The 24,123-nt window shown below is 72.5% G+C and carries 18 protein-coding genes; 10 read left to right on the top strand and 8 right to left on the bottom strand.

Features of this window, described 5'->3' with window-relative positions:
- The first annotated feature begins 33 nt into the window (after nt 1-33).
- From QSK39_RS13915 to QSK39_RS13900, 4 genes are read left to right on the top strand one after another with little or no spacing between them, the layout of a single operon-like run.
- Complete coding sequence (locus tag QSK39_RS13915; RefSeq protein ID WP_353051056.1) at nt 34-1,308, top strand: iron-containing alcohol dehydrogenase; 1,275 nt, start codon at nt 34-36, stop codon at nt 1,306-1,308.
- Entirely contained in the window at nt 1,305-2,558 is a 1,254-nt protein-coding gene (locus tag QSK39_RS13910) for a sensor histidine kinase (protein WP_285478143.1), read from the top strand. Before QSK39_RS13915 ends, QSK39_RS13910 begins: the two co-directional genes overlap by 4 nt.
- Nucleotides 2,551-3,195, top strand: a complete 645-nt coding sequence (locus tag QSK39_RS13905) for a MadR family response regulator transcription factor (protein ID WP_285478142.1) — start codon at nt 2,551-2,553, stop codon at nt 3,193-3,195. Before QSK39_RS13910 ends, QSK39_RS13905 begins: the two co-directional genes overlap by 8 nt.
- A 14-nt stretch (nt 3,196-3,209) precedes the next feature.
- The gene (locus QSK39_RS13900) at nt 3,210-3,692 is read left to right on the top strand and encodes an NUDIX domain-containing protein (RefSeq protein ID WP_285478141.1); all 483 of its coding nucleotides are present in this window, start codon (nt 3,210-3,212) and stop codon (nt 3,690-3,692) included.
- 3 nt (nt 3,693-3,695) lie between these two features.
- Here QSK39_RS13900 and mftM read toward each other — a convergent pair whose 3' ends face one another.
- Genes mftM through mdo form a run of 4 tightly spaced genes read right to left on the bottom strand, consistent with a single transcriptional unit; the run spans nt 3,696 to nt 8,499 of the window.
- Nucleotides 3,696-4,568, bottom strand: a complete 873-nt coding sequence (mftM, locus tag QSK39_RS13895; RefSeq protein WP_285478140.1) for a mycofactocin oligosaccharide methyltransferase MftM — start codon at nt 4,566-4,568, stop codon at nt 3,696-3,698.
- Nucleotides 4,565-6,046, bottom strand: coding sequence for a VWA domain-containing protein (locus QSK39_RS13890; protein ID WP_285478139.1), 1,482 nt, complete (start codon nt 6,044-6,046; stop codon nt 4,565-4,567). The genes mftM and QSK39_RS13890 overlap by 4 nt, the downstream gene beginning before the upstream one ends.
- Entirely contained in the window at nt 6,046-7,152 is a 1,107-nt protein-coding gene (locus QSK39_RS13885; protein ID WP_285478138.1) for an AAA family ATPase, read from the bottom strand. The genes QSK39_RS13890 and QSK39_RS13885 overlap by 1 nt, the downstream gene beginning before the upstream one ends.
- A 54-nt stretch (nt 7,153-7,206) precedes the next feature.
- Complete coding sequence (mdo, locus tag QSK39_RS13880; protein ID WP_285478137.1) at nt 7,207-8,499, bottom strand: NDMA-dependent methanol dehydrogenase; 1,293 nt, start codon at nt 8,497-8,499, stop codon at nt 7,207-7,209.
- 215 nt (nt 8,500-8,714) lie between these two features.
- Here mdo and QSK39_RS13875 point away from each other — a divergent pair, with 215 nt between their 5' ends.
- The 3 genes from QSK39_RS13875 (at nt 8,715) to mftB (ending at nt 11,810) form a co-directional block, all read left to right on the top strand.
- On the top strand, nt 8,715-10,319 hold the full coding sequence (locus QSK39_RS13875) for a sigma-54-dependent Fis family transcriptional regulator (protein ID WP_285478136.1): 1,605 nt from the start codon (nt 8,715-8,717) through the stop codon (nt 10,317-10,319).
- 93 nt (nt 10,320-10,412) lie between these two features.
- Nucleotides 10,413-11,525, top strand: a complete 1,113-nt coding sequence (locus QSK39_RS13870; RefSeq protein WP_285478135.1) for an NDMA-dependent alcohol dehydrogenase — start codon at nt 10,413-10,415, stop codon at nt 11,523-11,525.
- A gap of 21 nt (nt 11,526-11,546) precedes the next feature.
- A complete protein-coding gene (gene mftB / locus QSK39_RS13865) occupies nt 11,547-11,810 on the top strand; it encodes a mycofactocin biosynthesis chaperone MftB (protein WP_285478134.1) in 264 nt (87 codons plus the stop codon).
- 157 nt (nt 11,811-11,967) lie between these two features.
- Here the strand turns inward: mftB and QSK39_RS13860 are convergent, their stop codons facing one another.
- Nucleotides 11,968-13,701, bottom strand: a complete 1,734-nt coding sequence (locus QSK39_RS13860; protein ID WP_285478133.1) for a pyruvate dehydrogenase — start codon at nt 13,699-13,701, stop codon at nt 11,968-11,970.
- A 70-nt stretch (nt 13,702-13,771) separates the two neighbouring features.
- On the opposite strand from QSK39_RS13860, the gene QSK39_RS13855 reads away from it, so the two are divergent.
- Nucleotides 13,772-14,665, top strand: coding sequence for a LysR family transcriptional regulator (locus QSK39_RS13855; RefSeq protein ID WP_285478132.1), 894 nt, complete (start codon nt 13,772-13,774; stop codon nt 14,663-14,665).
- A gap of 51 nt (nt 14,666-14,716) precedes the next feature.
- Entirely contained in the window at nt 14,717-15,814 is a 1,098-nt protein-coding gene (locus QSK39_RS13850; RefSeq protein WP_285478131.1) for a calcium:cation antiporter, read from the top strand.
- Here the strand turns inward: QSK39_RS13850 and QSK39_RS13845 are convergent.
- The gene (locus QSK39_RS13845; protein WP_285478130.1) at nt 15,804-16,202 is read right to left on the bottom strand and encodes a VOC family protein; all 399 of its coding nucleotides are present in this window, start codon (nt 16,200-16,202) and stop codon (nt 15,804-15,806) included. The two genes, QSK39_RS13850 and QSK39_RS13845, sit on opposite strands and share 11 nt — an antisense overlap.
- 51 nt (nt 16,203-16,253) lie before the next feature.
- On the opposite strand from QSK39_RS13845, the gene QSK39_RS13840 reads away from it, so the two are divergent.
- Nucleotides 16,254-17,156 (top strand): cobalamin-binding protein, encoded by a 903-nt coding sequence (locus QSK39_RS13840; RefSeq protein WP_285478129.1) that lies wholly within the window; start codon nt 16,254-16,256, stop codon nt 17,154-17,156.
- Here the strand turns inward: QSK39_RS13840 and QSK39_RS13835 are convergent.
- Both QSK39_RS13835 and QSK39_RS13830 read right to left on the bottom strand, forming a co-directional pair.
- Nucleotides 17,140-19,524: a SpoIIE family protein phosphatase gene (locus tag QSK39_RS13835; RefSeq protein ID WP_285478128.1), complete on the bottom strand. Its 2,385-nt coding sequence runs from the start codon at nt 19,522-19,524 to the stop codon at nt 17,140-17,142. The two genes, QSK39_RS13840 and QSK39_RS13835, sit on opposite strands and share 17 nt — an antisense overlap.
- Nucleotides 19,521-24,068 (bottom strand): hybrid sensor histidine kinase/response regulator, encoded by a 4,548-nt coding sequence (locus tag QSK39_RS13830; RefSeq protein WP_285478127.1) that lies wholly within the window; start codon nt 24,066-24,068, stop codon nt 19,521-19,523. Before QSK39_RS13830 ends, QSK39_RS13835 begins: the two co-directional genes overlap by 4 nt.
- Nucleotides 24,069-24,123: the final 55 nt, after the last annotated feature.

Genomic DNA, 24,123 nt, shown 5'->3' with positions numbered 1-24,123 from the left:
GAAGTCAACGCCGACGTGTCATCGGGAGTGCCCGTGGTCCTCACTCGCCGGCCCGCGCCCTCCCGGGTGGCCGACGACGGCGGCGCCTGGCCGGGCACGGGTCTCACCCAGCCGGCCGGCCTGTACGGCGCCGCGACCCCGCCGCCCGGGCCCGAAGGCCTGACCATCGCCAAGTTCCACGCCCCCGAGATCATGTTCGGCGAAGGCGCGCTCAGCGAAGCCGGGCACGTCGCCGCCCGGCTGGGCGCGCGGCGCCCGATGCTCGTCACCGACGCCGGGCTGCTCGGGACACCGTGGGTCGACGAGCTGATCGGGCACCTGCGTGCCGCCGGGCTGACGCCGACCGTCTGGGCGGACCCGACGCCGAACCCGAAGGACCACGAGATCGCCGCCGGGCACGAGCGCTACCGCGAAGCCGGCTGCGACGTCATCATGGGCCTCGGCGGCGGCTCGGTGATCGACGCGGGCAAGGGCGTCGCGCTGCTGGCCGCGAACGGCGGCGACATCCTCGACTTCGAGGGCGTCGACCGCAGCCGCCAGCCGATCCCGCCGATGGTGATGATCCCGTCGACCGCCGGGACCGGCGCCGACGTCTCGCAGTTCTGCATCGTCACCGACACCACGCACAACACCAAGATCACCATCATCGGCCGCACGCTGGTGCCGGACGTTTCGGTGACCGACCCGCGGCTGCTCACCACGATGCCGGACTGGCTGGCCGCGGCGACCGGGCTCGACGCACTGACGCACGGCATCGAGGCGTTCGTGTCGAAGGCGCACAACCCGCTCACCGACCACCACGCGCTCAACTCGATCGCCCTGGTGCACGGGAACCTCGTGCGGAGCATCGACGAGCCCGGCGAACGCTCGTCCCGGATGCTGATGGCCCAGGCCAGCCTGGAGGCCGGGCTGGCGTTCACCAACGCGATCCTCGGCGCGGCGCACGCGATGAGCCACCAGGTCGGCGGGCTGCTCGACCTGCCGCACGGCGTGATCAACGGCGTGCTGCTCCCCCACGTCGTCCGGTTCAACGCCCGCGCGCACCCCGGGCGGTACGTGCCGATCGCCCGCGCCCTCGGACTCGCTTCGGAGGGGACGCCGCCGGAGGAGGCCGGCCTCGCCGTCGCCGACCAGGTGCGGGCGCTCGCGGACGACGTCGGCGTGCCGAAGGGGCTGGGCGAACTCGGCGTCACCGCGGCCCACCTTCCGGTGCTGGCCCGCAACACCCTGCACGACGCCTGCCTGGCCACCAATCCGCGCGCGGCCGACGTTGCGGAGATCGAAGCGCTGTTCCGGGCGGCCCTGTGACGCGCGCGCCGCTCGGCGACCACGACCGGCCCGGGTACCTGGCCGAGCTGACCGGCGTGCGTTCCGGCAAGCGGTCGTTCTACCCGGCGTACGTGTCGTCGATCGAGCGGCTCGAGGGTGTGATCCACGCGCTGGACCGGATTTCCCGCACGCTCGTGCGGACCGTCGAGCAGCAGGACAGCCTGCTGCGCGCGACCGTCCGGACGGCGGCGGAGCACGTCGACGCGGAGTACGCGCTGTTCGCCGTCGCCGACTCGGTCCTGCCCGAGGCCGAGCCGCGCTGCACGATCATCGGGCCCGGCGGGCGTCAGCTGTCCACTGTGGACCCGATGCCGGGGTACGTGCGCGCGTGCCTGACCCGGATGCTCGCCGGGGCCCTCGACTTCGCCGAGCCGGGCGACCAGCCGGGCCGCCACGTCCGGGTGCCGGTGACGCTGGAGTGCGAGGTGGTCGGCGGGCTGCTGCTGTGGATGCCGCACGGGCGCGAGATCGTCGCGACCGACGAGGCCGTGCTGCGGATCCTGGCGAGCCAGAGCGTGGTGGCGCTGCACAATTCGTCGCTGCACCGGCGCAGCGAACGCGCGCAGCAGGAGCTGCTCGCCGCCCGCCAGCGCGAGGTGATCGACTCGGAGCGGCACCGGATCGCGCGCGAGCTGCACGACAGCGTCACTCAGTCCGTGCTGTCGGCGGGCATGCAGGTCGAGCTGTGCCGGGCCGAGGCGACCGGCGAGACGGCGGAACGGCTGGCCGTGGCCAAGGACCTGACCCGCGGGGCGGTCGACCAGCTGCGGTCGGTGATCCACGCGCTCAGCCACGACCGCGAGCGCCCGCACGCCGGCCTGCCCGAGCTGCTGGAGCGGCTGACCAGCGTGCACCTGCCGACGGAGCTGGCGGTGGAGCTGCGGATCGGCGGCAAGCCGGTCGACCTGCCCGCCGAGGCCGAGCATTCGCTGTTCCGCATCTGCGGCGAGGCCCTGTTCAACAGCGCGGTGCACGGCCACGCGCGCCGCGCGCTGATCCGGCTGAGCTACCGGGCCGACGAGGTGGTGCTGGCGGTGTCCGACGACGGCTGCGGCGAGCCCGAGGTGCTGCGCCGCGTGCTGCGGGTGGCGGGCGGCCAGGACCTCGACGGCGCCCACCGCGGCCTGGCCAACATGGACGCCCGCGCCCGCGAGCTGGGCGGGACGTTCTCGGTGCGCCGGTCGCGCATCGGCGGCGTCAAGATCGTGGTGGGGGTGCCCCTTGACTGAGCCGATCACGATCGTCCTGGTCGACGACCACGCGATCCTGCGCCAGGGCCTGCGGTCGGTCCTGGAGCGCGACCCGCTGTTCCGCATCGTCGGCGAGGCGTCGACGGCGGCCGAGGCGCAGGCGGTGATCGCCGCGCACCGGCCGGCAGTGGTGCTGCTGGACCTGAAGCTGTCGACGTCGTCGGATTCCGAGGGGCTGGTGCTGTGCCGTTCGCTGACGGCCGCGTATCCGTCGCTGGCGGTGCTGGTGCTGACGACGTTCCTGGAGGACCACCTGGTGATGGAGGCGGTCCAGGCGGGCGCGCGGGGGTACGTGGTCAAGGACGTCGACACGACGGCGCTGGCGAACGCGATCAAGGCGGTGTCCCGCGGCGAGAACGCGTTCGACTCACGCAGCGTCGGCTCGGTGGTCCGGACGTTGTCGGGCCGCACCCAGCCGGACGCGCAACGGCTGACGGACCGCGAGCTGACGGTGCTGAAGCTGCTGGCCCAGGGGCTGTCGAACCAGGCGATCGGGGCGGAGCTGTTCATTTCGCCCACGACGGCGAAGTTCCACGTCGGGAACATCATGCGCAAGCTCGAGGTCGGTAGCCGCGCGGAGGCGGTGTACGCGGCCTCGAAGCGGGCGTTGATCTAGGTAGGGTCGGCGGCGTGGAGCTGCTGCCGTTCGATGACTACGTCCGCTCGCTCGACCGCAAGCGCACCGCCGCAGGGGTGCTCTTCCGGGACGCCGGCGACCGCGTGCTGTTCGCCCGGCCGTCCTACAAGCCGTTCTGGGAGATCCCGGGCGGCGCCGGCGAGGCGGGCGAACCCCCGTGGCGCACAGCGCGCCGTGAGGTGGCCGAAGAGCTGGGGCTCGACCGGGCGCCGGGGCGGTTGCTCGTCATCGACCACCAGAGCGCGGCGAAACTGCCGGAGGGCCTCAACTTCGTCTTCGACGGCGGCCTGCTGACCGAGGACGACGTCGCACGGCTGACGTTCACCGACCCCGAAATCGTGTCGGCCCGGCTGCTGCCGCTCGCCGACGCGGAACCCGAGCTGGAACCGGTCCTGGCCCGCCGGGTCGCCGCGGCGCTGGGTGCCGCCCGGTCCGGCGAGCTGCTCCTCTGCGAAGACGGCCACCCGGTCCGCTGAGCGTCACGCCACGTCGAGGACCAGCCAGCCGCCGTGGTGCTCGAACACCGTGAACGGCACCCCCGATGCCCGCCCCCACGCCTGCAAGACCTCGAAGTCGAAACACCGCACGTGCCCGAATGCCGGGTTCGGCGTCGCCTCGAACGGGACCGCCACCACCACCCGGCGGCGGGCCACGCGCAGCATCTCTCGCAGCACTGCCGCCCCATGGGAAGGCGATACGTGCTCCAGCAGGTGGATCGCCGTCACCGTGTCGACGCTTCGGGACGCCAACGGCACCGCCGCCGCGTCGCACGCCAGCACCGGGAGCGGCGTCCCGAACCACGACGACACCCGGGACAGCAGCCCCATCGTCCCCGCCGAGACGTCCGACGCGATCGGCCGGAGCCCGCGGGAAACCATCTGCAGCGGCAGGAACCCGAAGCACGAGCCCAGATCCAGCACCGTCCGGCCCCGCACCAGCTCCAAGGCCCGCGCGTGCACGGGGGCGAACGACGCGATCGCGCCCGCCGGACCCGGCCGACGCAACGCCGCCAACGTGTTCGCGTAGAACACCGTCCACGCCAGCAGCGGGTCGTGCACCGTCGTGCGGACGACGCCGGTGAACAGCTCCTCGAAGTGCCCGGCGAGGAAATCCAACTCGACAGCGAGGTGGCCGGCCAGGTCATCGTCGAGCTCGTCGCCGCGATACCGGTGCGACACCAACGTCCGGCGCCCCAGCGCATACACCCGGAAATGCGCAGTCACGTGCGACGGCACCAGCCGCGCGGTCAGCGCGTTCGGGACCGCGACGCCGTCCTCGTGGCAGACCAGCACTTCGCCACACTCCCACCAGCCGCGATGACCCGGCGCGAGCGGGTCCAGGACCGCGGTCACCGGCCGGTCCTCGCCGATGCCAGGTCCGCGGCCGCACTGTCCAAACCGGACAGGTCGCGCACCACGCGGACGCGGTCGCAGAACTCCGCGTACGCCGGCAGGTCGCACGGCCCGAGCCCCCACGAGTAGCGCGGCTCCTGCGTCAGCCAGATCGTCTCGCGCGCGCGGCGGGTCAGCTCCTCGAACGCGGGCAGGTTCGGGTCGGTGCCGTTGCCGCGGCCGTCGCCGAGGATCAGCACCGTCGTGCGGCGCGTCACCGACGAGCCGTACTCCCCGAGGAACGTCCCGAACACCCGGCCGTAGTCGGAGTTCGCGTCGATGTCCAGGACGTCGCCGCCGAACACCAGGCCCAGGACCTCCTCGACGTGGTAACGCCGGAAGAGCCCGGTGATCTCGGCCAGCTCCGCGACGAACGCGAAGGTCCGCACCTGCCCGAACATCCCCTGCAGGCGGTGCACCAGGTGCAGCGTGAACCGGGCGGTCGCCCGCACCGACAGGCTGACGTCGGCGAGCACGACCAGCCGCGGCTTGTCCTCGGCCTTCGCGACCGTCACCGGCCGGAACGGGACGCCGTCGTACCGCAGGTTCCGCCGCATCGTCCGGGCCGAGTCGACGCGCCCGCGCGCGGCCTCGCGCTTGCGGTGCGTCGGGGCGCCGCGCAGGCTCTGCACCAGGCGCCGGACGGCGACTTCGAGCTGGTCCTGTTCGCGGCCGCCCAGCTCCCCCACCGGCGCGACACGGCGGCCCTCCACCGTGTGCTGCACGGACATCAGGTACTCGAGGTGCCGCTTCAGCGCTTCCGGCAGGCCGGCGAGCACCCCCGCGAGCCGGGCCCGGACCGCCGCCGCGTCGTCCTCGTCGCCGCCCGGGTCGGCGGCGTCGTCGAGCCAGCCGAGCAGCGCGTCCTGCTCGGTCAGGCTCAGCTCGGTGTCCAGCTTCGTCCCCGGCGCCGCGCTCAGCGAGCCCGGATCGGCGCCGTGCGTCCGGTCGACGTCGAGCCGGACGGAGTTCGAGTCCTCCAGCGCACCCACTTCCTGCTGGGAGAAAACGACTTCGTCGGTGGTGTCGCTGTCGAGGACGATCGGGTTCAGCTCCGGGTGCGGGCTGTAGCGCTCGACCAGCTTCGAGCGGTCGAACCGGTCGCCGACTTCGGCGTCCGGGCTCTCCATGTCCGCGCGCGGCGGCCGCTGGCCCAGCTCGTCGGCGATCGTGAACTCGCCGAGGTCGCGCGCCCGCCGCCGTGACGGCTCGCCGGAGAACCGGACCAGCGCGAAGAACGCGTCGAAGAGCTCGTCGAACCGGTCGTCGTCGCGGTGGTCCTTCACCAGCGACGTCCGCAGCACCTCGCGGAAGAGGCCGCGGTCGGCGAGGATCCCGGGCGCGGCGGCCCCGGCGAGCGCGTCGAGCATCTCCGACACCGAGACCCGGACGCCGTCCGCGCGCAGCAGCCGCGCGAAGTGGTGGACTGTCGCCTCCATCACGCCCGCCGGTGCCGGCCGAGGTTCGCGGTGAACGACCGCGCCCCCTGGCTGGTGCTGACCTGCCGCACGCGGCCCTCTTCGTCCCCGGGTGCCGGTTGCTGCTTCTCGCCGTAGTAGCCGGGGCCGTGCCGGCCGGGGCGGTCCCGCTCGCCGCGCAGCGCCGAGCCCTCGTTCTCGGCCTCGACCTGCTCCCCCGCGACGAGCTTCGGGAGGGCGGCGGCCGCGCGTTCGACGTCCTTGTCGTACTTCGCGACCACCGAGATCGTGTCCGCCAGCAGGCCGGGCTCCAGCTCGGTCGCGCCGAGGACGGCCAGCGTGCGGGCCCAGTCGATCGTCTCGGAAATGCTCGGCGGCTTGCGCAGGCCGAGCGTCCGCAGCCCGCGGACGACGTCGACGAGGTGCTCGGCGAGCGCGTCGGCCAGCCCGGTCTTCTTCGACCGGATGATGTCCAGCTCGCGGGCGGCCGACGGGTAGTCGAGGAACAGGTGCAGGCAACGCCGTTTCAGCGCCGCCGAGAGGTCACGCGTGTTGTTGGAGGTCAGCACGACGTACGGCGGGTGCTCGGCGACGAACGTGCCCAGCTCGGGGACCGACACCTGCTGCTCGGCGAGCATCTCCAGCAGCACGGCTTCGAGTGCTTCGTCCGCGCGGTCGACCTCGTCGACCAGCAGGACCACCGGCTCCGGCGACCGCACGGCCTCCAGCAGCGGCCGGGCGGCGAGGAACCGCTCGGAGAAGAAGACGCTGTCCTGCGCGGCAATCCGGTCGACGGCCTCGCGCAGGTCGGCCGCGTCGTCGACGATCTGGCCGATCTTCTCCCGCAGCAGCTGCGTGTAGAGCATCTGCTTGCCGTAGTCCCAGTCGTAGAGGGCCTTCGTCTCGTCCTGGCCCTCGTAGCACTGCAGCCGCAGCAGCCGCCGCCCGGTCGCGGCGGCCAGCGACTTGGCCAGCTCGGTCTTGCCGACCCCGGCCGGGCCTTCGAGCAGCACCGGCTTGCCCAGCTCGGCCTGCAGGAACACGGTGGTGGCCAGCCGGCGGTCGGCGAGGTAGCCGACCTCGGCCAGCCGCGCGGCGACGTCGTCGACCGAAGCGAAACTCGTCACGGGCGTCCCTTCTGGAAGCGGGGTGCCGGCAGCCCCGGCACCCCGCGGGCCGGATCAGGAGAGGAAGTCGTCCAGGTCGCCGTTGAAGCAGTGGTCGACCACCGGGCGGACGGTCTCGAACGTCGTCTCCTTCGGGTTCCCCGGCGTGCAGGAGTCCCCGAGGATGTGGTTCGACACGCGGTCGACGTCGTTGTCGTCGCCCTTGATGACGGTCGCCTGCTCGTAGAACTTCGTCGGGCCGGTGCCGAGCCGGTTCTTCGGGTGGGTGTCCTGGCTGACGTCGGTGAACTTCTCCGGGATGCCGACGTCGCGCAGCAGCCGGATGGCGGCGGCGACCGCGGCGTCGGCGGCCTTGACGTCGGTCATGCCGGTGGTGTCGACGCCCAGCGCGCCGGCCAGCTTCGCGTAGCGCTTGTACGCGACCGGGAGGTTCCACGCCCACACCCGCGGCAGCGCGATGGCGTTGTTCAGGCCGTGGTGGGTGTCGTAGAACGCGCTGACCGCGTGCGAAACCGAGTGGATCACGCCGAGGCCGCCGGAGTTGAACGCCTGCCCGGCGGTGTACTGGGCGTACATCATCCCTTCGCGGGCTTCGAGGTTGTCGCCGTGCCAGGTGGCGGCCCGCAGGTGCTGCCCGACGAGCTCGGCCGAGTACAGCGCGTTGCCGAGCGACGGGATGAAGTTCAGCCGGGAGACGTACGGTTCCGACGCGTGGGCGAGGACGTCGAAGCCGCACTGCGCGGTGAAGTGCGACGGGCAGTCGTAGTAGAGCACCGGGTCGTCGACCGCGAGGGTGACGACGGACGCGTCGTCGAAGGCGACGTACTTGTGCGGGTTGTCCGGGTCCGTCGTGGTGTCGGTGATGACGTAGGCCCACGACGTCTCGGAGCCGGTGCCCGCCGTCGTGGAGACGGCGATGTGCGGCGGGTTCTTGGTGTTCTCGCTCTTGTTGAAGCCCTCGAACTCGTTGATGTTGCGCCCGTCGTGCGCGACCGAGACGCGCGCGCCCTTGCAGGCGTCGTGCGAGGAGCCGCCGCCGATGGAGACGAAGCCGTCGCAGCTGTGCTCCTGGTACAGCGCGACGGAGTCCATCACGTTGTAGTCCTTGGGGTTGGACTCGACCTGGTCGTAGAGCACCGGGTCGAGGCCGTGGTACTTCAGCGACTCGAAGAGCTTGTGCACGATGCCGGTGCCGCGCAGGCCCGAGGTCATCACGAGCGGCCGCTTCATGCCCATCTTCAGGGCCTCCGGACCGATCATCTCGTGCGCGCCCGGGCCGAGCAGCGCCCGCGGCATCGGGTGGAACTCCTTGAGCGGGAACGGCTTGATCAGTTCGTCGACCTGCATGGGGCATCCCTTCCACGAACGGGCTCGATGCGGGCCGACGCTATTTGCGTTGCGGTGCTTGCGAAACAGCTCACCCCGGAAACCGTCCGGGCGAGGCGGGAGAACCGTCCGGCCGGAGCGGGCGGGCACCTGCCCGATCGGACAGGTCCACCGCGCTTGCGCCCCGTGTGATGATGGAAGTCCGGGGACACCGATCGGCTCGGCGAGGAGTGCGAGTGGACCTGCGGACCGAGATCGCGCAGTCGTGGCGGCGGGCGGAGCTGTCCGGGCTCTCGCCGGCGTCGTCGGTCGAGCGGCTGGAAGTCGCCGACGTCGACAGCCGCAGCCGGCTCTTGCGGGCCGCGTCGCCGGTGCTCGACGAGCTGGCCCGGCAGCTGGCCGGCACGCGGTTCTGCGTCGTGCTCGCCGACGACGACTGCCGGATCGTGGCCCGGCGGTTCTCCGAGCGGTCGGTCGAGCTGGCGCTGGAGAACATCAGCGCGGTCCCCGGCTGCCAGTTCCTGGAGGAGCAGACCGGGACGAACGCCCTCGCGACGCCGTTCGAGACCCGCCGCGGCGTCTCCGTCGACGGCGACGAGCACTTCCTCGAGGCGATGAAGCAGTTCACCTGCTACGGCCACCCGGTGGTGCACCCGACGACGCGGCGGCTGGCCGGCGTCCTCGACATCACCGGCCCCGCGGGTGACGCGAACCCGCTGCTCGGGCCGTTCCTGCGGCGCGCGGTCGCCGACATCGAACGGCGGCTGCTCGACGGTGCGAAGCTCGCCGAGCAGCAGCTGCTGGCCGCGTTCCAGTCGGTGCAGCACCGGGCGTGCGCGGTGCTGGCGCTCGGCCAGGACGTGGTGCTCGCGAACACCGCGGCGACCGAGCTGGTCGACACCGCCGACCACCGGCTGCTGCGCGAGCTGGGCCGGACGCAGCGTGGCTTGGGCCGGCTCCGGCTGACGTCGGGCACACCGGTCGAGGTGCGCGTCGAAGCGGTGTCGGCGAGTGCCGGGCTGCTGTTCGAGCTGGCGCCGGTGCGGACGTCGAGCCCGGTCGTGTCACGGCCGCAGGGTTCGCGCGGCCTGTTCCCCGCCCAGGTCGACGAGCGGCTCCGCAGCGCGGGGCGCGCCCGGCGGCGCGTGCTGATCTCGGGCGAACCGGGCGCCGGCCGGACGACGGCGGCGCACGTGGTCGCCGGGGACGAGCCGGTGCACGAGTTCGACGCGTCCGACGTCGTGGCCGGAGAGGCTTCCTGGTGTGCGCGGGTCGAGGCGGCGGCTTCGGAGCGCGGGCTGCTGGTGGTCGACGGCATCCAGCTGCTGCCCCCGCTGGCGGCGGTCCGCCTGGCCCGGCTCCTGGACACGACGACGGCGTGGTTCGCGCTGCTCAGCGGGCCGTTGCCGGAGCTGCGCGGCGAGCAGGCGACCCTGGCGGCGCGCATGCACCGGCGGATCGAGCTCCCGCCGCTGCGCGAGCGCCGCGACGAAATCCCGGCGATCGCCCGAGCGTTGCTGCGCGGCTCGCTCCGCTTGACCCCGGGCGCCCTGGAGCTGCTGAGCTCCCAGCAGTGGCCGGGCAACCTGCGCGAGCTGGAGGGCGTGCTGGCGGGCGCGGCCGACCGCCGTTCGGCAGGCGACCTGACGGCGGCGGACATCGCCCCGGGCTGCTCGGACACGGCCCCGGGAGCGGCGCTGAGCGGCTGGGAGCAGGCGGAGTACGACGTGATCGTCCGGACGCTGCGGGCTTGCGACGGGAACAAGGTGCGAGCGGCGAAGCAGCTGGGCATCAGCCGGTCGACGCTCTACAACCGGATGCGGGCACTGCGGGTCCGCTGACTCCGGTGTCCGGGATTTGGACACTCCACCGGCGCCCCGCCTCCACACAATCGAGGCACGAAGGGTGCACCGCCGCACGTGGAGGAGATGGCCGTGAAGACCAAGGCAGCCGTACTGTTCGATGCCGGAAAGCCGTTCGAGATCATGGAGCTGGACCTCGACGGCCCCGGGCCGGGCGAGGTGCTCATCAAGTACACCGCCGCCGGGTTGTGCCACTCGGACCTGCACCTCATCGACAACGACCTCGTGCCGCGCTTCCCCATCATCGGCGGGCACGAAGGCGCCGGGATCATCGAAGACGTCGGCCCCGGCGTCACCAAGGTGCAGCCCGGTGACCACGTCGTCTGCAGCTTCATCCCCAACTGCGGCACCTGCCGCTACTGCTCCACCGGCCGCCAGAACCTGTGCGACATGGGCGCCACCATCCTCGACGGCCACATGCCCGACGGCACCTTCCGCTTCCACGGCGGCGGCCAGGACTTCGGCGCCATGTGCATGCTCGGCACGTTCTCCGAGCGCGCCACCATCTCGCAGCACTCCGTCGTCAAGGTCGACGACTGGCTGCCGCTGGAGACCGCCGTGCTCGTCGGCTGCGGCGTCCCGACCGGGTGGGCCACCGCGAACTACGCCGGCGGCGTGCGGGCCGGGGACACCACCGTCGTCTACGGCATCGGCGGCATCGGCATCAACGCCGTGCAGGGCGCCGCGCACGCCGGCGCCAAGTACGTCGTCGCCGTCGACCCCGTCGAGTTCAAGCGGGAGGCCGCGCTCAAGTTCGGCGCCACCCACGCCTTCGCGACGGCCGCCGAGGCCGCCGAGAAGGTCAACGAACTGACCTGGGGCCAGCTGGCCGACCAGGCGCTCATCACCGTCGGCACCGTCGAGGAGGACGTCGTCAGCGAGGCGTTCAACGTCGTCGGCAAGGGCGGCACGGTCGTCATCACCGGCCTCGCCAACCCGGAGAAGCTCACCGTGCACGTCTCCGGCGGCGTGATGACGCTGTTCGAGAAGACGATCAAGGGCACGCTCTTCGGCTCGGCGAACCCGCAGTACGACATCGTCCGCCTGCTGCGGCTCTACGACGCCGGGAAGCTCAAGCTCGACGAGCTGGTGACCCGCAAGTACACCCTCGAGCAGGTCAACGAGGGCTACCAGGACCTGCGCGACGGCAAGAACATCCGCGGCGTCATCGTCCACTCCGCATAGCCGGGTGCCGCGAAGTCCACAATGGACCTCGACGCCGCGTACCGGGTCAACCCGCTGGTGGCGTTGCGCCCCGAGCCGTTCGGGGCGCTCGCCTACCACACCGGCAACCGGAAACTGTCCTACCTGACCTGCCCGGAGCTGGTGCGGTTCGTCCGCGCGCTGGCGATGCACGCCTCGCTCCGCGACGCACTCGACGCCGCGGAGCTGGGCGGCACCCGCCGGGCGCGGATCCTCGCCGACCTGGAAGCCCTGGCCGACTCCGGCGTCATCGTCGTGGCCCCCTAGGGCCCGTCACGACCGGGTCCCCCACAGGGGAAACACACATCCCAGCGACCATTTCCGAACGCCGTGACCAGCAGGCCAACCGGCTGCGCCACGGCCGCGCCGCCTACCGGCGCCGCAACATCGTGGAACGCTGCTCATCCGGCTTTGAGGGCAGGCCCTAGGGACGCGGCGCGTTGCGCAGGTTGGTGCGCGCCAGGTCGACCATCTTGCCGACGCCGCCGTTGAGCACGGTCTTGGTGGCGCCGAGGGCGAACCCGCGCACCATCTCGCCGGTGATCCGCGGCGGGATCGACAGCGCGTTCGGGTCGGTCACGACCTCGACCACGGCCGGACCGGGGTGGGCGAACGCCTTCTCCAGCGCGCCGCGGACGACGGCCGGGTCCTCGACGCGTTCCGCGAAGATTCCGCACGCGGCCGCGATCGCCGCGAAGTTCACCGGCGGGTGGTCGGTGCCGAAGTCCGGGAGGCCGTCGACGAGCATCTCCAGCTTCACCATGCCGAGCGTGGCGTTGTTGAACACCACGACCTTCACCGGGACGTCGTAGGCGGGCAGCGTCAGCAGGTCGCCCATCAGCATCGCGAGCCCGCCGTCGCCCGACAGGGACACGACCTGGCGGCCCGGCTGGGCGAGCTGCGCGCCGATCGCGTGCGGCAGCGCGTTCGCCATGCTGCCGTGCCGGAACGAGCCGATGACCCGGCGGCGGCCGTTCGGGGTCAGGTAGCGGGCGGCCCAGACGTTGCCCATGCCGGTGTCGACGGTGAACACCGCGTCGTCCGCGGCGACCTCGTCGAGCACCGAGGCGACGTACTCCGGGTGGATCGGGCGGCGCTGCTCGATCTTCCCCGTGTACGCGCCGACGACCTTCTCCAGCTTCCGCACGTGCTCGCGCAGCATCCGGTCGAGGAACGCGCGCTCGGTGCGGGGCCGCAGGAGCGGCAGCAAGGCCCGGAGCGTTTCGCGCACGTCGCCGTGCACCGCCAGCTCCAGCGGGGTCCGCCTGCCGAGGCGCGAAGCGTCGTGGTCGAGCTGGATCGTGCGAGCCTGCGGGAGGAACTTGTCGTACGGGAAGTCCGTGCCCAGCAACAGGATCCGGTCGGCCTCGTGCATCGCGTCGTAGCACGCGCCGTAGCCGAGCAGGCCGCTCATGCCGACGTCGAACGGGTTGTCGTACTGGATCCACTCCTTGCCGCCGAGCGAGTGCCCGACCGGCGCGCCGAGCTTGTCCGCCAGCGCCATGACCTCCTCGTGCGCGCCGCGGACGCCCGCGCCGGCGAAGAGCATCACCTTCTCGCCCGAGTTCAGCAGGGCGGCCAGCTCCTCGACGACCTCGGCGGGCGGCACGGCCGGCGACGGCGTCACCAGCGGGAGCCGCTCGGTCAGCGGGCCGGTCGCCTTGCGGTCGGCGAGGTCGCCCGGGATGGTCAGCACCGCGACGCCGCCCTTGCCGACGGCGGCCTGGGTGGCGATCCGCAGGAGCCGCGGCAGCTGCGCCGGGTCCGCCACGACCTCGCTGAAGTGGCTGCATTCGGCGAAGAGCCGGTCCGGGTGCGTCTCCTGGAAGAACCCGGTGCCGATCTGGTTCGACGGGATGTGCGACGCGATCGCGAGCACCGGCGCGCCCGAGCGGTGCGCGTCGAAGAGGCCGTTGACCAGGTGCAGGTTGCCGGGCCCGCAGCTGCCCGCGCACACCGCGAGCTTGCCGGTGACCTGCGCTTCGGCGGCCGCGGCGAAGGCGGCCGTCTCCTCGTGGCGGACGTGCACCCACTCGATGCCGTCGGTGCGGCGGACCGCGTCGACGATCGGGTTGAGGCTGTCGCCGACGATGCCGTAGATGCGCTCGACCCCCGCGTCCCGCAGGGTCCTGACCAGCTGTTCTGCCACGGTTGCCATACCTCCAGCCTGGACCGTGCCGACCGATGCGTCCAATGCCTGATTGGATGAAAATCCATACACTGGAGGCATGGACGTCCAGACGCTGCGGCTCTTCCGCGAGGTCGCCGGCGGCGCGACCGTCACGGAGACCGCGGCCGGCGCGCACCTGACCCAGCCCGCGCTCTCCCGCGCGCTGCGGCGGCTGGAGCACGACGCGGGAGCCGAGCTGTTCCGCCGGTCCGGGCGGGTGCTGCGGCTGACCCCGGCCGGGCACGCGTTCAAGCGGCACGTCGACGTCGTGCTCGACCAGCTCGACCAGGGCCTGCGCGAGGTCGGCGAGCTCGTCGCACCGGGCACCGGGGTCGTCCCGCTGGCCTTCCTGCACACGTTCGGCACCTGGCTGGTGCCCTCGATCCTGCGGGGCTTCCTGAGCGAGCACCCCGGTGCCCGGTTCGAACTGCGGCAGCACGGCGAGGCCGGGCTCGAGGCGGAGCTCCTCGACGGCACCGCGGACCTCGTCATCACCAGCGGCGACCCCGGGCACCCGCAGCTGCACTGGGAACGCCTGCTCGTCGAGCCGCTGCGGCTCGCGGTCCCGCCGCGCCACCGCCTCGCCGGGCGCCGCCGCGTCCGCCTCGCCGACCTCGCGGACGAGACGTTCATCCTCCTGCGGCCGGGTTACGCGCTGCGCGAAACGACCGAGTGGCTGTGCGTCGAAGCGGGGTTCGCGCCGCGGATCGGTTTCGAGGGCGACGAGGTCGAGACGCTGCGCGGGCTCGTCGCCGCCGGGCTCGGCGTGGCCGTGCTGCCGCTGCCGCACGCGGCGGAATCCCCGGCGCCGCACCTGGAATTGACCGATGTGGACGCCGCGCGCGACATCGGCCTGGCGTGGGCGGCCGGGCGGACTCTCCCGCCGCTGAGCGAAACCTTCCGGCGGTACGTCCTCGCCGCCGGCCTCGACCGTCCACAAGGGACGATGTGAGAATGGCCGTACGACCACGCAAAGTGACTGCTGGTGTGACAGGGTGGTGACATGGCCGCCACGCTGAGATCCTTCCTGACGTCCTGGACCTCCGTCACCCCGGTACTCGGCTTGGTCGTGCTGGCGCTCGCCTGGGGCCGCGACCTCGGCGCCGTGTTCGTCGCCGTCGTCGCGATCGCGCTCGGCGCGACGGTGCTCGCGGCGGTCCACCACGCGGAGGTCGTCGCGCACCGCGTCGGCGAACCGTTCGGGTCGCTCGTGCTCGCGGTCGCGGTCACCGTCATCGAGGTCGCGCTGATCGTCACGATGATGGTTTCGGGTGGCCCGGAGGCCGGGTCGCTCGCGCGGGACACCGTGTTCGCCGCGGTGATGATCACGACCAACGGCATCGTCGGCATCTCGCTGCTCGTCGGCGCGCGCCGCTACGGCGTCACGCTGTTCAACTCCGAAGGCAGCGGCGCCGCCCTCGCCACGGTCGCGACCCTGGCCACGCTGAGCCTGGTGCTGCCGACGTTCACCTCCAGCACCCCCGGCCCGGCGTTCTCGTCGGCCCAGCTGACCTTCGCCGCCATCGCGTCCCTGGCGCTGTACGCGACGTTCGTCCTGACGCAGACCTACCGCCACCGCGACTTCTTCCTCCCGGTGGCGGCGGACGGCGAGGTCAAGGAGGACGACCACGCCGAACCGCCGACGAACCGGGCGGCGCTGGGCAGCCTCGCGCTCCTGCTCGTGGCGCTGGTCGCGGTGGTCGGGCTGGCCAAGGTCGAGTCACCGGCGATCGAGGCGGGCGTGCGCGCGGCCGGGTTCCCGCAGTCGTTCGTGGGCGTGGTGATCGCGTTGCTGGTGCTGCTGCCCGAGACGCTGGCGGCCACGCGCGCGGCGCAGCGCGACCGGATGCAGATCAGCCTCAACCTCGCCTACGGGTCGGCGATCGCGAGCATCGGCCTGACGATCCCGGCGATCGCGCTGGCGTCGGTGTGGCTGCCGAGCGAACTGCTGCTCGGCCTCGGCTCGACGCAGATCGTGCTGCTGGCCCTGACGGTCGTGGTGAGCGTCCTGACGGTGGTGCCCGGCCGGGCCACGCGCCTGCAGGGCGGCGTGCACCTGGTACTGCTGGCCGGCTTCCTGGTGCTGGCCGTCAACCCTTGAGGCGCGCCTCGTCGCGGGTGGGCTGGAACAGCTCGACCGGGTTGCCCGACGGGTCGTCGACGAGCACCTGGTCACCGCCGACGCCGTGGACGACCTCGCCGCGCAGCCGCACGCCGGCGGTCCGCAGCCGGTCGACTTCGGCGGCCAGGTCGTCGACCTCCAGGGCGAAGCGGTTCCACCCGCCCGGCGCGGGCGTCACCCCGGCGACGGCCGCGCCGCCACCCGGCCCGGCCCCGGGCGCGGACAGCAGCAGCCGGAGGTCGCCGCGGGTCAGCATCGCGAAGCCGGGCGCGGGGTACATCCGCTCGGTGAACCCGAGCTGCCCGCAGTAGAACGCGATGGCGGCGCCGACGTCGTCGACGATGTACCGGACACTCACCGAAGCCATGCCCCCAGCACAGCACAGCGGGATCGCCGGGGCCACGGTTACCGTGGACCGATGCGGATCGTCTCGCTGCTGCCCGCCGCGACGGATCTCGTCGCGGTGCTGGGCCGGCTGCCCGGCCTCGTCGGCCGCACGCACGAGTGCGACTGGCCGCCGGGGCTCGTCGAGCACGTCCCGGTCGTGACGCGGGCGGAGTTCGACCCGGACGCGTTGACGAGCCGGGAGATCTCCGAGGCCACCCACCGGGGGTCCGGGCTTTACACGCTCGACAGCGCGCTGCTGGCCCGGCTCGCCCCGGACGTGGTGCTCACGCAGGACCTGTGCGAGGTCTGCGCGGTGTCGTACCGGCAGGTGTCCGAAGCGGTGCGCACGCTGGAGGTCGGCCCGCTGGTGGTGAGCCTCGAACCGGCCACGCTGGACGGCGTCCTCGACTGCCTCCGCCAGGTCGGTGCCGTCCTCGGCGTGCCTTCACGAGCCACCGCCGAGATCGCCGCCCTGCGACAACGGCTGGACGCGCTCGGTGCGCCGCGGCCCGGGCGGCGGGTCGTCGCCCTGGAGTGGCTGGACCCGATCTGGCCCGCCGGCCACTGGGTGCCCGAGCAGATCGCCCTCGCCGGCGGTGAACCCCTGCTGGCCGGGGCGGGCGAGCACACGCGGCCGGTGCCGTGGGAAGCGGTGGTCGAGGCCCGCCCGGACGTGCTGCTGCTGATGCCGTGCGGGTTCGCGCCGGAGCGCACCCTCGCGGAGGCTCCGGCGCTGGCGAACCTGCCCGGCTGGGCGGACCTGCCGGCGGTCCGCGCGGGTGAGGTGTGGGTGCTGGACGGCCCGGCGCACTTCAACCGGCCGGGCCCGCGGGTGGTCGACGGCGCGGAGATCCTGGCCACCATCCTCGCCGGCAAGACTCCACGGCCCGAAGACGCACGGCGGCTGACACCCGCGGTCACTTTCCCCGCGTGACCTCGATGCCGACCACGCACGTGTCGTCGTCGGTGTCCGCCGTGCTGTACGTCAGCAGCGTGTCCAGCTGGTGCTCCAGCCCGCCGTCGTGGCCCTTCACCAAGCTCACCAGGCGCGAGACCGTCTCCTGGACCGGCCGGTCGCGGCGCTCGATCAGGCCGTCGGTGTAGATCAGCAGGATGTCGCCCTCGTCGAGCTGGAGCTCCTCCTCCTGGTACGTCACGTCGCGGACCGCGCCCAGCAGGGACCCGCGCAGCAGCGGCAACGTCGTCGCGCCGCCGTCGCGGTGGCGGACGATCGGGGGCAGGTGTCCCGCGCGCGCCCAGCGGAGCTTGCGGGTCGCCGGGTCGTACACCGCCGCCACCGCCGTCGCCGTCACGTGGTCGGTCAGGTGGTAGGCCACCAGGTTCAGCCACGTCAGCAGCTGCGCCGGCCCGGCGCCGGTCGCCGCCAGGCCGCGCAGGGCGTTGCGCAGGCTCACCATCCCCGTCGCCGCGTCGATGCCGTGCCCGGCGACGTCGCCGACGCACAGCAGCACCTCGCCGGTCGGCAGCGCGACCGCGTCGTACCAGTCGCCGCCGACCAGGTGCTCCTTCTCCGCCGGCCGGTAGCGGACCGCCGCGCGCAGGCCCGGCATGTCGATCGGGCCCTTGGCCGGCGGCATGATCGCGTGCTGCAGCTGCAGGGCGAGCCGGTTGCGCTCGATCGCCTCCTGCTCGGTCTCGGCCAGCCTGTCCCGCGTCGCGGCCAGCGCCACCTCGGTCCAGTGCTGCGCCGAAACGTCCTGGTAGGCCCCGCGGACCGCGACGAGCTCGCCGCGGCCGTCCACGACCGGCTCGGCGACCACCCGGATGTGCCGGGCGACGCCGTCGGACCGTTGCAGCCGGAACGCCGTCGACGACGGACGCCGGTGGTGCAGCAGCGCGCGCAGGAACCGGCCGATGCCCTGCCCGTCGTCCGCGTGCGCGTGCGCCGCCAGTTCGTTCAGCGACAGCGGCGTCGCGGTCGGCGGCAGCCCGTACAGCGAGAACAGCTCGGTGTTCCAGGTGATCGCCCCGGTCACCACGTTCTCCTCGAAGCCGCCGATGCGGCCGAGCCGCTGGGCGTGCTGCAGCAGCACGGCGAGCTTGGCCGCGTCGTCCTGGATGCGCAGGATCAGCAGCACGTTGCCGGCGAACCGCGTGACGCTGATGTCGGTGAGGACGGTCAGCGGCACCTGGTCGACGAGGGTGGTGACCGCCATGCTCTCGGCGCGGAACGGCTCGCCGGTGGCGTAGACCCGCTGGATCATGTCGAGCAGGCCGCTCTCCTCGGCCGCGAGCGGGTACGTCTCCAGCAGCCGGGTGCCGACGATCCGGCTGCGGGGACGCCCGCCGGGGTCGGCGAACCGGACGTTGGCGTGGTGGATGCGGAAGTCGGTCAGCCGGCCGCCGTCGAGGCACGGCGAGAGCAGCACGGCCGGGTCGTGCAGCCCGTCGACGAAGTCCACCAGCTCGCCGAGGAAGTCCCCCGCGCCACCGGCGGCCACCGGGGCGACGACGCCGTCCCAGGTGTCGAGCGTGTGCGCGCACAGCTCGGCCAGCGCCTCCAGCTGCCGGCGCTGGCGCCCGGGCTCGGCGGGCAGCGGGTCGGGCCAGCACATCTCGACGACGCCGATGATCCGGCCGCCGGTCCCGGTGGGCACCGCGACGCGGCCGCCTTCGGCGAGCGTGTGCTGCCCGATCGACGGCAGCCCGCCGCCGGCCAGGGTCGGGTACCAGACCGTGTCGCGCTCGAGCAGCGCGCTGCGGGCGGGGGTCGCGACGCCGGGCGGGACGTAGCGCCAGCGGGCCGCTTCCTCGGCCGAGAACCCGGCCGACCCGGCGAGCGTCAGCGACCCGTCGGGCCCGGCGAGCCACACCGCGACCGCCGTCGCGCCGAGCGGCCGCAGCGCGTGCTCCAAAATGGACTCCGCGACGCGCTGGGTGTCCCCCGCCGCGAGCACGCCGCTTTCGGCGGTGCGCAGCCGCACCGCGACGGACTCCTCGCCCTCGGCGCGGGCCAGGAACTCCTGCGTCACCTCGGTGATCCGGTCCTCGGCCGCTTCGCCGACGACGTCCGCGGCGAACTCCAGCGGCGTCAGCCCCGAGCGCTTCGCCAGCGTCTCCAGCTGCCGGGCGGCGTCGGCGGGCGTGCAGTGCAGGCGTTCCATCAGGACGCCCTTGGCCAGCTCGATCAGCGCGCGGCCGTCGGCGACGGCGTGGGCGTGGTCGACCTCCCCGCGCAGGCGGGCGACGGTGTCGGCGAGCCGCGCGAGGTTGGCCGACACCTGCGCCGCCGGTACCGGGACGATCTGCTCTTCGGCGGTCAAGCTCTCGTCGCCGATCACGCCGTCACGTGCCGCTTGATGCGGGCGATGAGATCGTCCGCGTCCACCGGCTTGGTCACGTAGTCGGTGGCTCCCGACGCGAGGCTCTTCTCGCGGTCGCCGGGCATCGCCTTCGCCGTGACCGCGACGATCGGGATGCCGGCGTGCTCGGGCATCGCGCGGATCTTCGCCGTCGCGGTGTAGCCGTCCATCTCCGGCATCATCACGTCCATCAGGATCAGGTCGATGCCCGGGTGCGCGGCGACGGTCTCGACGCCCTTGCGGCCGTCCTCGGCGTGCAGCACCTGCATCCCGTGCAGCTCCAGGATCCCGGTCAGCGCGAAGACGTTGCGCGGGTCGTCGTCGACGATCAGCACCGTGCGCCCGGCCAGGGTCGTGTCGACGTCGGCCGCCCGCACCGGCGCGGCCGGCTCGTCCGGGCGGACCAGCGGCAGCACCGCCCCGGGTTCCTCCGCCGACAGGTGCAGCGCGATCCGCTCGCGCAGCTCGTCGAGACCGGACAGCACCTCCAGCGACTGCACGTCGGCGCGGGACTGCACCAGCTGTTCCAGCTCGCTGTCGAGGCGGCGGCTGTTGTGCGCGAGCACCGGCACCATCCGCAGCGCGCTGTCGCCCTGCATCGCGTCCAGGAAGCCGAACGCCGTGCGGTCCGGCAGGTCCAGGTCCAGCACGACGCAGTGGTAGGCGTCGGTGGCGAGCGCGGCCGCGGCCTCCTGCGTGCCGACGGCCGTCACGACTTCGACCTCGGCCGGCGAGATCCCGATGTCGCGGCCCTCGGCCAGGTCCGCGGCGGCGCTCTCGGCGACGAGCGTCAGCAGACCGTGCTGGCGCTCTTCCACGACCAGCAGCCGCCGGTGGGTGCGCGGCACCGAGGTCGTGACGGCGGTCCCGGCGTCCCCGACCGCGACGGCCGTGCCGGGGTGCTCGCCCGCGGGCAGCGTCGCGAAGTCCGGCCGCGCGACCGGCAGGGAGAACGTGAACGAGCTGCCCTCGCCGGGGGTGCTCTCGGCGGTGATGAACCCGCCGAGCAGCTGGGCGATCTCGCGGCTGATCGACAGGCCGAGCCCGGTGCCGCCGTACTTGCGGCTGGTGGTGCCGTCGGCCTGCTGGAACGCGCCGAAGATCGACTCCAGCTGGTGCTCGGCGATGCCGATGCCGGTGTCGGTCACCCGGAACGCGACCGCGGGCCCGTGCGCGCGCAGCGGCCGGGGCAGGCTTTCCGGGTCGACCGGCTCGATGTGCAGCTCGATCCCGCCGACCTCGGTGAACTTGACCGCGTTGGACAGCAGGTTGCGCAGCACCTGCCGCAGCCGGGAGTCGTCGGTGAGCAGCTCGGCGGGCGAACCGGGGGCGACGGTGATCCGGAAGTCGAGGGTGCGCTGCGACGTCATCGGCCGGAACGTCGCCTCGACGTAGTCCAGCAGGCCGCGCAGCGACACCTGCTCCGGGGTGACGTCCATCTTCCCGGCCTCGACCTTCGACAGGTCGAGGATGTCGTTGATCAGCTGCAGCAGGTCCGAGCCCGCGGAGTGGATGATGCCCGCGTACTCGACCTGCTTCGCGGTGAGGTTGCGGGTCGGGTTCTGCGCGAGCAGCTGGGCGAGGATCAGCAGGCTGTTGAGCGGGGTGCGCAGCTCGTGGCTCATGTTGGCCAGGAACTCCGACTTGTACTTCGACGCGATCGTCAGCTGCTGGGCACGCGCCTCCAGCTCCTGGCGCGCCTGCTCGATCTCGAGGTTCTTCGTCTCGATGTCGCGGTTCTGCGTGACGAGCAGCGCCGCCTTCTCCTCCAGCTCGGCGTTGGACGACTGGAGCTCTTCCTGGCGCGCCTGCAGCTCCTCGGACCGGGTCTGCAGCTCGGCGGTCAGCCGCTGCGACTCGCCGAGCAGCTCGTCGGTGCGGGCGTTGGCGACGATGCTGTTGACGTTGACGCCGATCTGCTCCATCAGCAGCTCGAGGAAGGCCCGGTGCACCGCGGTGAAGCCGTGCACCGACGCCAGTTCGAGCACGCCGAGGACCTGGTCCTCGACGACGATCGGCAGCACGATCAGGCTGGCCGGCACGGTGCTGCCGAGCCCGGAGGAGATCGTCGCGTAGCCGGGCGGCACTTCGTCGACCGCGATCGGACGGCGGCTGCGCGCGGCCTGCCCGACGAGGGACTGGCCGATCCGGAACCGCGCCACCGGGCCTTCGCCGTCCGGGTGGCCGTACGCGCCGACCAGCCGCAGCTCGGGGACCTCGGCGGTGTCGTCGGCCAGGTAGAACGCGCCGAACTGGGCGTTGACCAGCGGGACGAGCTCGTCCATCACCGCGGCCGCGACGACGGCGAGGTCGCGCCGGCCCTGCATCAGCCCGGTGATCGTGGCCAGGTTCGACTTGAGCCAGTCCTGCTCCTGGTTCGCCCGCGTCGTCTCGCGCAGCGACTCGACCATCGAGTTGATGTTGTCCTTCAGCTCGGCGACCTCGCCGGAGGCGTCGACGGTGATCGAGCGGGTCAGGTCGCCCTCGGCGACCGCGCTGGTGACCTCGGCGATCGCGCGGACCTGCCGGGTGAGGTTCCCGGCCAGCTCGTTGACGTTCTCGGTGAGCCGCTTCCAGGTGCCGGACACGCCCTCGACCTCGGCCTGCCCGCCGAGGCGGCCTTCGCTGCCGACCTCGCGCGCCACGCGCGTGACCTCCGCGGCGAACGCCGAGAGCTGGTCGACCATCGTGTTGATCGTGGTCTTGAGCTCGAGGATCTCGCCGCGTGCGTCGACGTCGATCTTGCGGGTCAGGTCGCCCTGCGCGACGGCGGTGGTCACCTGGGCGATGTTGCGGACCTGCCCGGTGAGGTTGTTCGCCATCGAGTTGACGTTGTCGGTGAGGTCCTTCCACGTGCCGGCGACGTTCGGCACGCGGGCCTGGCCGCCGAGCATGCCCTCGGTGCCGACCTCGCGCGCCACGCGGGTGACCTCGTCCGCGAACGCCGACAGCGTGTCGACCATCGTGTTGATGACGTCGGCCAGCGCCGCGACCTCGCCCTTGGCCTCGACGGTGATCTTGCCGGACAGGTCGCCGCGCGCGACGGCCGTGGCGACCTGGGCGATCGAGCGGACCTGGCCGGTCAGGTTGGACGCCATCACGTTGACGTTGTCGGTGAGGTTCTTCCAGGTCCCGGACACGCCGCGGACGGTCGCCTGGCCACCCAGGTTGCCCTCGGTGCCGACCTCGCGCGCCACGCGGGTGACCTCGTCCGCGAACGCGGAAAGCTGGTCGACCATCGTGTTGATGGTGTCCTTCAGCTCGAGGATCTCGCCGCGCGCGTCGACGCGGATCTTCTGCGAGAGATCACCGCGCGCGACGGCGGTGGTGACCTGGGCGATCGAGCGGACCTGCGCGGTGAGGTTGTCGGCCATGACGTTGACCGACTCGGTGAGGTCCTTCCACGTCCCGGATACGCCCTTGACGTCGGCCTGGCCGCCCAGCCGTCCCTCGGTGCCCACCTCGCGCGCCACCCGGGTGACCTCGTCCGCGAACGCGGACAGCTGATCCACCATCGTGTTCAGCGTGTCCTTGAGCTCCAGGACCTCGCCGCGGGCGGTCACGTTGATCTTCTGCGACAGGTCGCCCTTCGCCACCGCGGTGGCGACCTGGGCGATGTTGCGGACCTGGTCGGTCAGGTTGCCGGCCATGAAGTTCACCGAGTCGGTGAGGTCGCGCCAGGTGCCGGAGACGCCCTTGACGTCGGCCTGACCGCCCAGCCGTCCCTCGGTGCCCACTTCGCGGGCGACGCGGGTGACCTCGTCGGCGAACGACGACAGCTGGTCCACCATCGTGTTGATCGTGCTCTTCAGCTCGAGGATCTCCCCGCGGGCGTCGACCGTGATCTTCTGCGAAAGGTCACCCTTCGCGACCGCCGTGGTCACCTGCGCGACGTTGCGGACCTGGTCGGTCAGGTTCCCGGCCATGAAGTTCACCGAGTCGGTGAGGTCGCGCCACACGCCGCCGACGCCGGGCACCTGGGCCTGGCCGCCGAGGCGGCCCTCGCTGCCGACCTCGCGCGCCACCCGGGTGACCTCGTCCGCGAACGACGACAGCTGGTCCACCATCGTGTTGACGGTGTCCTTGAGCTCCAGGATCTCGCCGCGCGCGTCGACGTCGATCTTCTGCGACAGGTCGCCCTTCGCGACCGCCGTCGCCACCTGCGCGATGTCGCGGACCTGGGTGGTGAGGTTGCCGGCCATGGCGTTGACCGAGTCGGTGAGGTCCTTCCAGGTGCCGGACACGCCCGGGACCTTCGCCTGGCCGCCGAGCTGCCCCTCACTGCCGACCTCCCGCGCGACGCGGGTGACCTCGGAGGTGAACAGCGACAGCTGGTCGGCCATGCCGTTGAACACGGTGGCGATCTCGCCGAGCAGGCCGTCGGCCCCGCCGGGCAGCCGGATGCCGAAGTCGCCGTCGCGGACGGCGGTCAGGCCGGACAGCAGCCGACGCAGCTCCTGCTCCCCCGCCTCGCCCACGCCTGCGACTGTGCCTTTGGCACCCGGGCGCGTCCCCTCGACCATTGCCCCACCCATCCGCCACCCGTTTCTTCGCTTGTCGGCACCCCGGCGCCGTCCC

It is taken from the genome of Amycolatopsis sp. NBRC 101858, from assembly GCF_030269325.1.
Lineage (GTDB): Bacteria > Actinomycetota > Actinomycetes > Mycobacteriales > Pseudonocardiaceae > Amycolatopsis > Amycolatopsis ponsaeliensis.
The sequence above is the reverse complement of the archived record's forward strand: the minus strand, read 5'-3'. Positions and strand labels throughout refer to the sequence as shown.